The sequence below is a fragment of the Azohydromonas caseinilytica genome (assembly GCF_012927045.1).
Classification (GTDB): Bacteria; Pseudomonadota; Gammaproteobacteria; order Burkholderiales; family Burkholderiaceae_C; genus Azohydromonas; species Azohydromonas caseinilytica.
Window position 1 is genome coordinate 29,985 of record NZ_JABBFW010000011.1, and the last position, 13,252, is coordinate 43,236.

The window sequence follows — 13,252 nt, forward strand, 5'->3', positions numbered from 1 at the left end:
CGGTGTGCGGCAGGTGGGAATCAGGGCGTGATCACGCAGCGCAACGAGCCCGCCGAAAGCCGGCCGCTCCGAACGGCGAACTCGATCCGCGCCGACGAGCGGTCTTCGCCGAACGCGTGAGTGATGTTCAGGACACAGTGGCGTTCGGGCCCACCCTGGCATTGCCCGCTCAGGACGTTGTCGCCGCGATAAAGGTAGGCGAGCTGCATGCTCAGCAGGCCCCCCACCGTGGCGACGCCCCGCTCACCATAGGCCCCATGGCAGGACGAGGTGCCGGGAATGGCCACCCGGGACGCGGCCAGCAACCAAGCCAGCGCCTCACGCGTGTGCTCGGGATCGGCGTCCTGCGCCTGCGCTGCCCCGAGCCCCGCCCCCAGCAGCAGGAGCGACAAGACCCGGCGGCGGCCTGCCCTCATGGCGCGACACCGTAGAACAGCTCGATGTCGCCGCCGGCGTAAAGACCCCGGAACTTGGCGTGGAACTGCTCCACGGTCGGATCTGCCACCACCTTGTGCTGCCCGTTGGAGAAGTTGAACACCTTGCCGCCGAAGTGGATGCCGACGTGCTTCTGCGGCACGTTCTGCATGACGCCATCAACGACGTTGCGCCTGGAGAGCACGAAGATCAGCAGCCCGTCGTCTGCCCTGGGCCGCTCCGCCCAGGGGCCGCGCTGCTCCAGCCGGTTGTAGACCTCGTCGCAGCGTATGGAGGCCCCGGTCCGCCGGGTCGCGAAAGCCATGTCGCCGCACAGCAGCCCCAGCCTCAGCCCCAGCGCGTGGCTGACGTAGTGGGCGCAATGGTTCTGCGATGTGGACGTGAAGCCATTGCTGCACAGGTCGGCCATGGATTTGCCGACATGGCTTTCAAGCTGGGCTGCGGTGATGCTCATGGTCGTCTCCTCCATGCAGGCCGCGCACCGATGCGCAGCGGATTCATCGGCGCGCCGCTGCCGCGCCACCCATCATTTCCTTGACCTCCACCTGCCCCGCCTCCAAATCGATCTGCGTGCGCAGCAGGATCTCCAGCGGCATGGGCTGCGACCACAGGTGGCCGCGGATCTCGAACTCGATGACGTTGTGCGTGTCCAGCACGCTGGTGGCCTCCAGCGCGCGCACCTGCAGCGTGTCGGCCAGGATGCGCGGCTCGTAGCGCAGGATGGCCTGCCGGATCTCGCGCTCCAGCGAGGCGACATCGATGCGCGAGGCCAGCTGCCCCGACAACGGCGGCAGCCCGAAGTTGAGCACGCTGTCGGTCAGCGCCGGATGCGACTGCACGGCCGCGTGGCCCAGCGGCTGCACCGCGTTGAGCAGCCAGCCCAGGTCGCGCAGCACCGCCTGGCGCAGCTGGGCGCGGCTCATCACGCGCCGCTCCTCGGGCTCGCTGCGGTGCTCGCGCTCGTCGTCCACCAGCCGGTCCAGCAAGGCCGGCTGCAGCCGGTCGCGCAGGTTGGCGTTCATGCGCCGGCCTCCGGCCCGATCTCGATGCGGCGCAACTGCAGCAGGTCGTGCTCGCCGGCGTCGGTGCACAGCACGCGCTGGCCCACCCCGGCGTACTGGCCCTCGCCCAGCTCCAGCCACTCGGTACTGCGCGACAGCAGCGCCGCGGGCGCCTGGTCCGGCGTGGCCGGATAGCGCGCCGGGATCAGCGCCACCGCATCGCCGCCGTTGGGAAAGTCCAGGTGCGCCGGCAGCCACACCAGGTCGCGCAGGTCGGCCGGCGCCTCGGTCCGGACCAGGCGCAGGTCGGCGAAGGGCACCCAGGCATAGCGCCCGTTGACGATGACCTCCAGCACCGGGCCCAGGCGCGAGTCGGCATCGGCGATCCACTCGAAGGGCTGGCCGTCGAGGCTGCCGGCCGCGGGCTCGGCCTCGTCCAGCGCTTGCGCGCGCAACCGGGCGGCGCCGGCCGGGTCGCCCTCGGCATCCAGGCGCAGGGCCTGCACCAGCCGCGCCATCCACGGCCGGGGCTGGGCCAGCAGCATCGGCGTGGTGCGGCCGGCGAACACCGCCTCGCGCACCAGCTCGCACTTCACCGCCTCGCGGTAGGTGTTGACCATGGCCAGCGTGGCGGCATCGAGCTCGCCGCACACCGCCAGCTGCGCCAGCGCGCGCGGCCACTGCGACAGCACGCACAGCAGCTGGAACAGGAACACGCGCAGCTTCGGGTCGCCGGCCTGCCGGCGCACGTCCTGCTCCAGCGCCTTGAGCGCGGAGCGCGGATCGCCGGCCTGCAAAAGCTCCTGCGCGGTAGCGCTCATGTGGGCCATCTCAGCCTCCCAGGATCTCGTCGCTGAACACGCAAGTGCCGCTGCCCTGGCCCGAGGCGGCCTGGGGCTGGTACTCGATGTCGATGCGCGTGAAGGCCAGCGTCACGCGCTCCAGCGTCAGGCCCTGCGCATCGACCTCGATGTCCACGGCCACGACGCGTGCGTTGCCCAGCTTCATGGTGAAGTAGTCCAGCGCCTCGCCGCCGGCCTTGCGCAGGGTCAGCACCGCCTCGCGCACCTCGTCGTTGCTCACCAGGGCGCTGAGCAGCCCGGTGGAGGACGCATCGATGTGCTTGCGCAGCACCAGGTGCCGGTAGGCGCGGCGCTCGGCCGTGCCCAGGGCGCCCAGCGCGGCACTGGCGCTCACGCCCCAGTCCCACGCCAGCACCTCGATGTCGCCCTCGTGGCCCGCGGTGGTGCTCTCGCCCTTGATCTTGCCGGCACGCTTGGCCTGCACATGCAGGAACATGTCGGAGCGCGAGCCGGGCGCGGCGGCCATGTCAGACCTTCTTGTTGGTCGTCACGTCCCAGCCGCCGATGACCTCGCCGCCCAGCGAGCCGTCGGGCTTCTGCTCCTTGTACTTGACCTCGATCTTGCCGAAGTCCAGCGCCACCTGGTCCATCGGGATCACGTCCGAGCCGGCCGCCCCGCCGCTCTGGAACGAGCTCACCAGCACCGGGCTGAGCACGATGGTGAGGAACTCCTGCTGGTCGCCGCCGGCCCTGCGGCACACCAGCGTCGCGGACTTCAGGTGCTCGCCGGTGCAGCAGGCGGCGAAGAGCTTGGGCGAGGACTTGTCCACGCGCTTGACGAAGTTGAAGTCCTGCATCGTCACCTTGCCCGAGCCGCCCCCGCCGGCGCCACCACTGCTGAAGGAGCCGACGTTGGTGCTGCCGAAGCTCCAGGATTCGAGCTCGATCTCGCCCTTGTGCTTGTCGTCGGTCGATTCGCCGTCGACGCCCTCGATCTTGAGGAAGTAGTCCACACTGGCCATGGTCACGGTCTCCCGTCGTGGGTTGCGCGTCGTCCCCGGCTCCGAGGCTGTCGGAGGAAGCCCGCGCGACGCAACGCGGCTTCGTTTGCCTGCTCAACTAAAGCTGAAAGATGGTCCGTTCGTCCTGAGGTATCGAAGGATGAACGGCGCTCATCATGGGTCCGCCATCGCAGCCTGGCGGATTCGTACTTCGATACCTCAGTACGAACGGGTCAGTTCGGAACCAGGGAAGCCTCCCCCCGTCGGATCAAGCCGCCTTCTGCGACGGCAGCTTGGAGACGAGCCGCAGCGACACCGTCAGCCCTTCGAGCTGGTAGTGCGGCCGCAGGAAGAACTTGGAGGTGTAGTAGCCCGGGTTGCCCGCCACCTCCTCGACCACGACCTGCGCGGCGGCCAGCGGCTTGCGCGCCTTGACCTCCTCGGAGGAGTTGGCCGGGTCGCCGTCCACGTAGTTCATGATCCACTTGTTCAGCCAGCGCTGCATGTCGTCGCGCTCCTTGAACGAGCCGATCTTGTCGCGCACGATGCACTTGAGGTAGTGCGCGAAGCGGCAGCAGGCGAACAGGTAGGGCAGCCGCGCCGCGAGGTTGGCGTTGGCGGTGGCGTCCGGGTCGTCGTACTCGAAGGGCTTTTGCAGCGACTGCGCGCCGATGAAGGCCGCGAGGTCGGAGTTCTTGCGGTGCAGCAGCGGCATGAAGCCGTTCTTGGCCAGCTCGGCCTCGCGCCGGTCGCTGATGGCGATCTCGGTGGGGCACTTCATCGCCACGCCGCCCTCGTCGGTGGGGAAGGTGTGCGTGGGCAGGCCCTCGACCGCGCCGCCGGACTCCACGCCGCGGATGCGCGAGCACCAGCCGTAGAGCTTGAAGGAGCGGTTGATGTTCACCGCCATGGCATAAGCCGAATTGGCCCAGGTGTAGGCCGCGTGGTTGCCGCCGGCGGTTTCCTCCTCGAAGTCGAACTCCTCCACCGGGCAGGTCTTGGCCCCGTAGGGCAGCCGCGACAGGAAGCGCGGCATGGCCAGCCCGATGTAGCGCGAGTCCTCCGACTCGCGCAGCGAGCGCCACGGCGCGTACTCGGGCATGGTGAACTTCTTGCTGAGGTCGCGCGGGTCGGCCAGCTCCTGCCAGGAGCCCATCTGCATCACCGAGGGACTCGCCCCCGCGATGAAGGGCATGTGCGCCGCCGCCGAGATCTTGCTCATCTCGCCCAGCAGCTCCACGTCGGGCGGGCTGTGGTCGAAGTAGTAGTCGCCCACCATGCAGCCGAAGGGCTCGCCGCCGAACTGGCCATACTCCTCCTCGTACACGCGCTTGAACAGCGGGCTCTGGTCCCAGGCGGTGCCCTTGTAGCGCTTGAGCGTCTTGCCCAGCTCCTGCTTGGTGATGTTGAAGACGCGGATCTTCAGCATCTCGTCGGTCTCGGTGTTGTTGACCAGGTAATGCAGCCCGCGCCAGGCGCTCTCCAGCTGCTGGAAGTCGGAGTGGTGCAGGATGGCGTTGACCTGCTGCGAGAGCTTGCGGTCGAGCTCGGCGATCATGGCCTCGAGCGACATGATCACGTCCGAGCCGATGAGCGCGGTGTTCGCCAGCGCCTGCTGCGCCAGGGTGAGCACGGCGCTTTCCACCGCCGAGCGCGCATCGTCGGACTTGGGCTTGAACTCCTTGTCGAGCAGCGCGGCGAACTCGCCGCCGCCGTACTCGACGCCCTGCAGCAAGGGAACCTGGGCAACGCTTTCTTCAGCCATGTCGGTGCTCCTGGTCATTGCGCCTGTTCATCGGCGGGCTTGGCGACGGCGGCCAGCGACTTCAGCAGCGCCTCGTCCTTGATCACCTTGGACATCAGCGCCTCGGCGCCGGCCTTGCCGTCCATGTAGGTCATGAGGCTGGCGAGCTGCTGGCGCGCTTCGAGCAGCTGCTTCAAGCCCTCGACCTTGCGCGCCACGGCTGCGGGCGTGAAGTCGTCCATGCTCTCGAAGGTCAGGTCCACCGCCAGGTTGCCCTCGCCGGTAAGGGTGTTGGGCACCATGAAGGCCACGCGCGGCTTCATGGACTTCATGGTGGCGTCGAAGCAATCGACGTCGATGTCGGCGAACTTGCGGTCCGACACCGGCGGCAGCGCCTCGGCGGGCTTGCCCGAAAGATCGGCGAGCACGCCCATGACGAAGGGCAGCTGGATCTTCTTCTCCGCTCCGTAGAGCTCCACGTCGTACTCGATCTGCACGCGCGGGGCGCGGTTGCGGGCGATGAACTTCTGGCTGGAGGTGGCCATGGCGGTGCTCTCCTATTCCTTGCCGATGCCGGCGAGCTTCTGCACTTGACCCAGGCCGTCGGGCGCCAGGTCGCGAATGATGTCGATGAAGCTCTTGCTCATGAGCCCCTGTGCGCGGCGGATGAGCAAGGGCGCCGGGTTGCTGGGCTCGTGGGTTTCGATCCACTCGCACACGCACTGCAATGCGCGCATGGCGTCCTCGCGCGAGGCGATGACGCCACCCACCGCCGCGGCAGCCGGTGCCGGTGCCTGCGGCACTGCGGCTTGGCTCGCGTCGGGCGCGGCGGCCTCCGCGGCGGGCTGCACGCGCCGCGCCGCCTCGGCCACGCGCTGCAGCAGCCGCAGCAGCGGCGTGAAGTCCGGCCCGCGGCCCGCACCCAGCTGCGCGTCCAGGGCGCGGGCCATGCCCTGCACCGCCTCCACGCCAGCCTGCATGCGCTCGCGCAGCGCGGGCGTGGCGGCCAGGGCCGTCGCGACGCCCTGCAGCACGCCCTCTTCCGTGGGCACGGCCTCGCCGGGCAGCGCTTCGGCGCGGCCCAGCGCCAGCTCGATGTCGCGCACCGTCACCGCGGCGCGTCCGCCGCCCAGGCGCGCGGCGCGCAGGTCCGCCAGGCCCTCGCCCGGATGCAGCAGCGGCATCAGCGCATTGAGCCGCGCCGTGGGGTCGTTGCCGTCACTGGCATCCAGTTGCGGATGCACATGCTCCCAATGCCGCTCCAGCAGCAGCCGCGCCAGCTCCAGCCCGCGCACGGCGGCCGCAAAACCTTCGAGCCGGGCGCCGCTGCGCGTGAGCCACACGGCCAGCCGCAGGTCGCGCGTGGCACGGCACAGCGCCAGCGCCTGCTCGCGCACCACCGGCCAGTCGGGCTCGCGCCCGGGGATGACGGTGTCGCCGTACTGCTGCTCGGGGCGCCCCGCGGCGGCGGTCAGCAGCGACAGGAAAGCCGGCTCGTATTCGAGGTTGGCGCCGCAGGGCGCGTCACCGGCCAGCGGCGACGTGAGGCTTTCCAGATCGATGTCGGCCATGCGACGGTCCCGGCGCGGTGGTGGCGTTGGGAGCCACTGTCAGCGAGGTGGTGGCGGGGGCACAGTGGCGAAAGTCATTTCTGTCCGGCCAGAGCTGTTGGGGCGCAGCTTGAAGCCGACGCGCACCGCACACCACTTCGTCATCCCCGCGCAGGCGGGGACCCAGGCGGCCCCACGTCAGAGCGCAAGGGCCCATGCAGGCGCTGCGACACAGACGCTTGTTTCGCCAGCCAAACCGCTCTCGGGCAGCGTAGGGACCGCCTGGGTTCCCGCCTTCGCGGGAATGACGAAGCAGAAGGCGTGATGCCCCTGCCTTCGGACTACCTCAGGACCGGTTACTTCCCCCGGACCGCAACAAGTCTTCGCCACCATATGACGCCGTGGCAGCTTCAACTGCCCGGCCGGCCTACGGGCCCAGCCCGCTCAGCACCCCCATCAGCTTGCGCGCCGACACCGGCTTCACCAGCACCTGGAAGCCGCCGTCGGTGGCGCGGCGCAGCTCCTGGTGGGTGGTGTCGCCGGTGACCAGCAGCGCGGGCACGTCGCAGCGCCAGTGGCGCCGCACGGCCGCGATGGCGGCGATGCCGTCGGGGCCCTCGCCCAGGTGCAGGTCGGACAGGATCAGGTCCGGCGGCTGGCGCAGTGCCGCCTGCGCCACCTCGGCCTCCCGCGCCGAGGCCGCCACCACCGCCGTGTGGCCCCAGGCCTGCAGCAGCTCGCGCAGGCCCTCGCGGATGGGCGCCTCGTCCTCGATCACCAGCACCGTGCGCGAGACGGCCTCGGGCATGGGCAGCGTGTCGGCGGCCAGGGTGGCCTGCGCCACCGCGTCCAGGGCACCGCGCGCCACGCCGACGCGGAACATCGTGCCGCGCCCCGGCTGCGAGGCCACGCTGAGCTCATGCCCCAGCAGCTGCGCCAGCCGCTTGACGATCGCCAGCCCCATGCCCAGGCCCTGCGCCCGGGTGCGGTCGTTGCGGCCCACCTGGTAGAACTCGTCGAACACGCGCGGCAGCTCGGCGGCGCCGATGCCCACGCCGGTGTCCCAGACCTCGATGTTGATGCGCGTGGCGGTGCTGCGCGCCACCACCACCACGCCGCCGCGCTCGGTGTACTTGAGCGCGTTCTGGATCAGGTTGGCCAGCAGCCGCTCCAGCAGCTGCGGGTCGCTGTACACCCACTTGCCGCCGGGCGCGAAGCGCAGGTTCAGGCCGCTGAGCTCGGCCTGCCCGGCGAACTGCATGTGCAGCCGCCGGAACAGGTCGCGCAGCGGGAAATGCTGGACGTTGGGCTCGATGCTGCCGGCGTCCAGCCGCGTCAGGTCCAGCATGGCGCTGAAGGAGCGCTCCAGCGCGTCGATGGAGTGGATGAGGTTGCGCACGTAGGGCTCGTCGCCGGTACCGCGCAGGCGCTTCTCCAGCGTGGCGGCAAAGAGCCCGATGGCATGCACCGGCTGGCGCAGGTCGTGGCTGGCGTTGGCCAGGAAGCGCGTCTTGTCGGCATCGGCGCGCAGCGCCTCGTCGCGCTCAGCGGCCAGGGTGCGCAGCCGGTCCTCGTGCTCCAGCCGCGCCGCGGCCTCGGCGCGCCAGTGGCGGCGGCGGCGCGCGGCCAGCCAGCCCAGCGCGCCGCTCCACAACACGGCCAGCGTCAGCGCGCCCGCGATCCGCCCGGGATGGCCCTGCGCATGCCACACCTGCCCCAGCGCCGCCGACACCGGCAGCAGCAGCGCCAGCAGCGCCATCACCCCCAGCGGGGCCAGCGCCCCGGCCACCGAAACGGCCACCAGCGCCAGCACCAGCCCCAGCAGCCGGCGCTGCGCCTCGGCCATCGGCAGCCACGCCATCACGCTCAGCAGCAGCAGGCACAGCGTCGTGAGGACCACGAAGGCCCGATGACCCGCGCCGCGGCACGGCTGCTGCGCCGGGCCGAGCATCCGGGGCGGCCGCACGGCCCAGGCGATCCACAGGACCGCGGTGACCGCCACCCACAGCAGCACGGCGGCACGGGTCGGCACCAGCAGCAGCGCCACGCCCAGCGCGCACAGCGCGCACAAGGTGGCGCCCGCCGCCGCCTGCCGCGCCTCGGCCACCGCCAGGTCCTGCAGCCGGCGCCGGCGCGCGCGGCGCTCGGTCCACGGCGGCGGCACGGCGCCGATGGCGACGTCCTGCCCCCCCACCGCGACATGGACACGGCGCCCCGACCGGGCCGGCAGGGTGGCGGCAACGTCCATGGCAACCTCGCCGCCGCTAACGGAACAGGCTGATCAGGTGCGAACGGGATTTGACGTCCAGCGCCAGCAGCAGCGCCGACACGTAATTCTTGACCGTGCCCAGCGACAGCGACATGGACTGGCTGATTTCCTGATTGGCGCAGCCCGACAGCACCAGCTCCAGAATTTCAAGGTGGCGCGGTCCCAGCTCGGAAATTCGGTCATACACGCCGGACGCCGCGAATTTGGGAAACAACGCCGCCGACGCGGGCACTCCCGGCTCGCGTTTTCCGGGCTGGGATTTGAGGAACGCGCCCAGGGTGCGGCGCATGTCCTCCATCAGCGCGCCCTTGTGCACGTAAGCCACGGCGCCCAGGGCGCGCGCCTGGCGCACCACGAATTCGTCCTGCGTGCCGCTGAAAACCGCCACCCGCGCGTCCGGATGGCATTGCACGAAGCGGCGCAGCCCCTGCAGGCCCTTGCAGTCGTTGAGGTTCAAATCGAGCAGCACCGCGTCGATGGGCGCATTGCGCGCGTAGACCTCCAGGCCCTGCTCCAGCGAATCGGCCTCAAACCAATCGATGGCCACGCCGTCGATATCCGCGTACAGCGAGCGCACGCCGCAGCGGATCAATTCATGGTCGTCCACCAGCAGCACGCGCCGGGTGGGCACCTCGGTTTGCTCCAGGGACAAGGGTGAATAACCGGCCGCATGACGGGCTGGATGCAGATCAGTAGCGCAGTGCATATCTTCCCCCTACAGAAAAATCGGGAAAGGCAATCCGCTGTCAGGGTTTCGAGGTCGAGCCGCAGGCATCAGCGCCTGCGCAAGAAACCTCAACAGGCTGGATTCATTGTCTACAGGCGCGATATTTCCGCCATCTGGCCAAGGGACGCATCCTCATTGGGGATGAAAAACCGGCGACGACGTGACTTTCGCCTCTTCTCAGCCGGTAGGGGGATGGACATTTCCCCCAAACGAGCCTGTATCGGGGGGAAGGTGCATCCCACCGACCTCTTGTTTCAAAGCTGGTTCGGCGGCGTGATGCCGTAGCGCTTCATCTGCCGGTAGACGGTGGCGCGGCAGAGCCCCAGCTCCTGCGCCGCCGCGGTGATGCTCCATTTGTGGCGGCGCAGCGCCTGCAGCAGCCGCTGCCCCTGGTCGTCGCACGCGGTTTCCGGCCCGGTGGCCGCGGCGGCCGGCGCCACCGTCACGGCCCTGGGCGCCGCGGCGGCGTGGACGATCTCCGCCGGCAGCTCCGCCGGCGTGACGGGCTGCCCGCCGCTGAGCGCCAGCGCGTAGCGCAACACGTTGCGCAGCTCACGCACGTTGCCCGGCCAGCGGTGCGCCTGCAGCAGCGCCAGGGCCTCGCTGGTGAGGCCGGCGGCCTGCAGGTCCAGGCGTCGCGCTTCCTCTTGGAACAGCGTGCGCACCAGGTAGCCCAGGTCGCGGCGCTCGCGCAGCGGCGGCAGCCGCAGCGCCGCCCCGCACAGCCGGTAGTACAGGTCCTCGCGGAACGCGCCGCGCTCGATGGCCTCGCGCAGGTCGCGGTGCGTGGCGGCGATGACGTTGAGCGTCACCGGCACCGGCTTGTCCGCGCCCAGCGGCAGCACCTCGGACTCCGACAGCACGCGCAGCAGCCGCGTCTGCAGGTGCAGCGGCATGTCGCCGATCTCGTCCAGGAACAGCGTGCCGCCGTCGGACTGCGCGATCAGCCCCTTCATGCCCTTGCTGCGCCCGCCGGTGAAGGTGCCCGGCGTGTAGCCGAACAGCTCGCTCTCGATCAGCGACTCCGGGATGGAGGCGCAGTTCACCGCCACGAAGGGCTTGCTCGCGCGGCGGCTGTGTTCGTGCAGCGCCTTGGCCAGCACCTCCTTGCCCGCGCCGGTCTCGCCCTGGATCAGCAGCGCCACGCCGCTGTCCACCAGGCGCTTGGCCTGGTGGATGAGCTGCTGCATCAGCGGATCGTCCTCGGCCAGCCGGTCCAGCGCGCCCAGCACGGGCCGGGCTTCCTCGACCATGACCGAATGCGGCGGCGGCATGCGCAGCACCGAGCCGGCCCGGGTGCGCGGCGCAATGACGCTGGGGAAGAAGCGGTGCCCGTGGTGCGGGAAGCGCGTGGCTACCTCCGGCGCGCTGTGACCGCGCGCCAGGCCCCACAGCACGTTCGGGCTGATGTCGAGCAGCTCGGTGAGCGGCGTGCCGATCAGCCCGGCCGCGTCGCGCCCGCCCTGCAGCGTCTGCCAGAACTGGCGCCGCGCGCCGGTGTTGGCGCCGACGACGATGCCGTCCTCGTCGAAGGCCAGCATCAGCTCGCCCGAGACCTCGACCATCCCGCGCGTGCGCCCCAGGCGCAAGATCCAGCAGTGGCCGAAGCTGCGCAGGAAGTTGGCGTCCTCGATCATCTGCGCGTACATGGTGGTCAGGTGCCACACCAGGTGCTGGCTGTCGCGCGCGTCGGGCGATTTGAGCGCCGACACGTCCAGCACGCCCAGCAGCTCGCCGTCGGGCGCGTACAGCGGCGAGGAGGTGCAGGTCAGCGAGATGTGCGTGGCGTCGAAATGCTCCTCGCGGTGGCAGGTGATGGTGGTGCGCTCGATCAGGCAGGTGCCCACGCCGCAGGTGCCGGCATGGGCCTCGTTCCAGTCGGCGCCGATGTAGAGCCCGGCGCGCTTGAGCTGCGGCTCCATGGCGGGATTGCCGATGTAGTCCACGGCGATGCCGTCGGCGTCGGTGAGCAGCAGCATGTAGCCCAGGTCGGCCACGCGCCGGTACATGTCCTCCATCCCGGAGCGCGCCACGCGCAGGAAGCCCTCCATGCGCTGGCGGTGCTCGCGCACCGCCGCCGAGGGCAGGATGCGCGCCGGCGTGGGCCGCGTCGGGTCCAGGCCATGCTGGGTCATGCAGCGCGCCCAGGACTTGTGAAACAGCGATTCGGGCTCGGGCGCCCGCACCGCCAGGGCGCCGGAGCCCACGGCGATCACGGTGTCGATATGACGGGTCAATGCATCGGGCATCGGGGGTCTCCTCATGCCGGCCGCCACCCGGTGCGACGGGAAGCGGCCGTGCTGCAAGTGCATGGGCCGGTTGTTGTGTGTCAGGCCGGCGCTCGGGCTGGCGCCGGGCCCGCATCATGGAATTCCCCGGGCAAACCCGGAACAGCAATTACCCCGAAGCGCCCGGCGCGCGGTGCGACAGGTGGATGCGACAGATGTCGCAGCTGTCGCGGGTGAATGCGACAGGCGAAGGCCGGCGCGACCCGCTTGGCGTGCGACAGCGCAGGCCGAGGACACGGCTTCGCGGCTGACGGCGCTGCACCCCGGCTCGCCCGGAGCCCCACGCGCCAGTCCCGGCCGCCGCAGCGTGCATTTCTCGCATTGGCACAGCCCTTGCGGTTGGTCCTCTCGCCAAAGTTGCGGAGCCACCGAATGAGCCAGCGATCGACGGAAGCGGATGTGTGCGTGGGGATCATCGCCAACCCGGTGTCCGCGCGCGACATCCGCCGCGTCGTCGTCAACGCCGGCAGCCTGCAGATCGCCGAGCGCGTGAGCATCGTGCTGCGGCTGCTGACCACGCTGCGCGCGCTGGGCGTGCCGCGCGTGCTGGTGATGCCCGACAAGGCCGGCATCCGCGCCCTGCTCAACCGGCATCTGCGCCGCGACCAGCCCGAGAGCGGGGGCCTTCCCGCCGTCGAGTTCCTGGACATGGACGTCACGTCCACGGTGGAGGACACCTTCGAGGCCGCGCGCCGCATGCGCGCCGCCGGCGTGCGCGCGCTCATCGTGCTGGGCGGCGACGGCACGCATCGCGCCGTGGTGCGCGAGTGCAGCGATGTGCCCATCGCCGGCCTGTCCACCGGCACCAACAACGCCTTCCCGGAACTGCGCGAGCCCACGCTGGTGGCCATGGCGGTGGCGCTGCACGCCACCGGCCGCATCGCCGCGGACGAGGCGCTGGCCTGGAACAAGGTGCTGGACGTGAGCATCGGCGAGCGCCGCCGCGACATCGCGCTGGTGGACGCCGTGATCAGCACCGAGCGCTGCATCGGCGCGCGCGCGCTGTGGAAGACGCAGCAGCTCAGCGCCGCCTACCTGACCTTCGCCGACCCGAGCTGCATCGGCCTGTCGGCCATCGGCGCCCTGCTGCAGCCGGTGGGCCGGCGCGACCCGCACGGCCTGGCCGTGACGCTGGCCCCGGACGAGGCCGCGCGGAAGCTGGCCGTGCGCGCGCCCATCGCGCCCGGGCTGCTGGCCGAGGTGCCGGTCGCGGGCTGGGAACCCATGCCGCCGGGCCGGGCCTTCGAGGTTCGGCATGCCGGCGGCATCGTCGCGCTCGACGGCGAGCGCGAGCTGCCCTTCGAACCCGGCGAGCGCGTGCAGCTGACGCTGCGCCCGAACGCCTTTCCCACGGTGGACGTCACCCGCTGCCTGCAACTCGCTGCGCAGCGGGGACTGTTCCATTGTTCCCTTGGCAACCACTGAACGGAGACA

At 70.5% G+C, this 13,252-nt stretch carries 13 protein-coding genes; 1 reads left to right on the forward strand and 12 read right to left on the reverse strand.

Features of this window, described 5'->3' with window-relative positions; translation table 11 throughout:
* Positions 1-20: 20 nt before the first annotated feature.
* From HHL10_RS16310 to HHL10_RS16365, 12 genes are all read right to left on the reverse strand, one after another.
* A complete protein-coding gene (locus HHL10_RS16310) occupies positions 21-392 on the reverse strand; it encodes a hypothetical protein (RefSeq protein WP_169161455.1) in 372 nt (123 codons plus the stop codon).
* A 20-nt stretch (positions 393-412) separates the two neighbouring features.
* Positions 413-889, reverse strand: a complete 477-nt coding sequence (locus HHL10_RS16315; RefSeq protein ID WP_169161456.1) for a hypothetical protein — start codon at positions 887-889, stop codon at positions 413-415.
* A 43-nt stretch (positions 890-932) separates the two neighbouring features.
* Positions 933-1,457, reverse strand: coding sequence for a type VI secretion system baseplate subunit TssE (gene tssE / locus HHL10_RS16320; protein ID WP_169161457.1), 525 nt, complete (start codon positions 1,455-1,457; stop codon positions 933-935).
* Positions 1,454-2,257 carry a type VI secretion system accessory protein TagJ gene (locus HHL10_RS16325; RefSeq protein ID WP_169161458.1) on the reverse strand — a complete coding sequence of 268 codons (804 nt, stop codon included), beginning with the start codon at positions 2,255-2,257 and terminating at the stop codon, positions 1,454-1,456. The genes tssE and HHL10_RS16325 overlap by 4 nt, the downstream gene beginning before the upstream one ends.
* 10 nt (positions 2,258-2,267) lie before the next feature.
* Positions 2,268-2,765 carry an Hcp family type VI secretion system effector gene (locus HHL10_RS16330; protein WP_169161459.1) on the reverse strand — a complete coding sequence of 166 codons (498 nt, stop codon included), beginning with the start codon at positions 2,763-2,765 and terminating at the stop codon, positions 2,268-2,270.
* Between the two features lies 1 nt (position 2,766).
* Positions 2,767-3,261, reverse strand: coding sequence for an Hcp family type VI secretion system effector (locus HHL10_RS16335; protein WP_169161460.1), 495 nt, complete (start codon positions 3,259-3,261; stop codon positions 2,767-2,769).
* Between the two features lie 247 nt (positions 3,262-3,508).
* A complete protein-coding gene (tssC, locus tag HHL10_RS16340) occupies positions 3,509-5,005 on the reverse strand; it encodes a type VI secretion system contractile sheath large subunit (protein WP_169161461.1) in 1,497 nt (498 codons plus the stop codon).
* Between the two features lie 14 nt (positions 5,006-5,019).
* Positions 5,020-5,529 carry a type VI secretion system contractile sheath small subunit gene (gene tssB, locus HHL10_RS16345; RefSeq protein WP_169161462.1) on the reverse strand — a complete coding sequence of 170 codons (510 nt, stop codon included), beginning with the start codon at positions 5,527-5,529 and terminating at the stop codon, positions 5,020-5,022.
* A gap of 12 nt (positions 5,530-5,541) precedes the next feature.
* Positions 5,542-6,555, reverse strand: a complete 1,014-nt coding sequence (gene tssA, locus HHL10_RS16350) for a type VI secretion system protein TssA (protein ID WP_169161463.1) — start codon at positions 6,553-6,555, stop codon at positions 5,542-5,544.
* Between the two features lie 406 nt (positions 6,556-6,961).
* Positions 6,962-8,782 (reverse strand): hybrid sensor histidine kinase/response regulator, encoded by a 1,821-nt coding sequence (locus tag HHL10_RS16355; RefSeq protein ID WP_169161464.1) that lies wholly within the window; start codon positions 8,780-8,782, stop codon positions 6,962-6,964.
* Between the two features lie 16 nt (positions 8,783-8,798).
* On the reverse strand, positions 8,799-9,455 hold the full coding sequence (locus HHL10_RS16360) for a response regulator (RefSeq protein ID WP_169161465.1): 657 nt from the start codon (positions 9,453-9,455) through the stop codon (positions 8,799-8,801).
* Between the two features lie 329 nt (positions 9,456-9,784).
* On the reverse strand, positions 9,785-11,779 hold the full coding sequence (locus HHL10_RS16365) for a sigma-54-dependent Fis family transcriptional regulator (RefSeq protein ID WP_169161466.1): 1,995 nt from the start codon (positions 11,777-11,779) through the stop codon (positions 9,785-9,787).
* A gap of 411 nt (positions 11,780-12,190) precedes the next feature.
* Here HHL10_RS16365 and HHL10_RS16370 point away from each other — a divergent pair, with 411 nt between their 5' ends.
* Positions 12,191-13,243 (forward strand): ATP-NAD kinase family protein, encoded by a 1,053-nt coding sequence (locus HHL10_RS16370; RefSeq protein ID WP_169161467.1) that lies wholly within the window; start codon positions 12,191-12,193, stop codon positions 13,241-13,243.
* Positions 13,244-13,252: the final 9 nt, after the last annotated feature.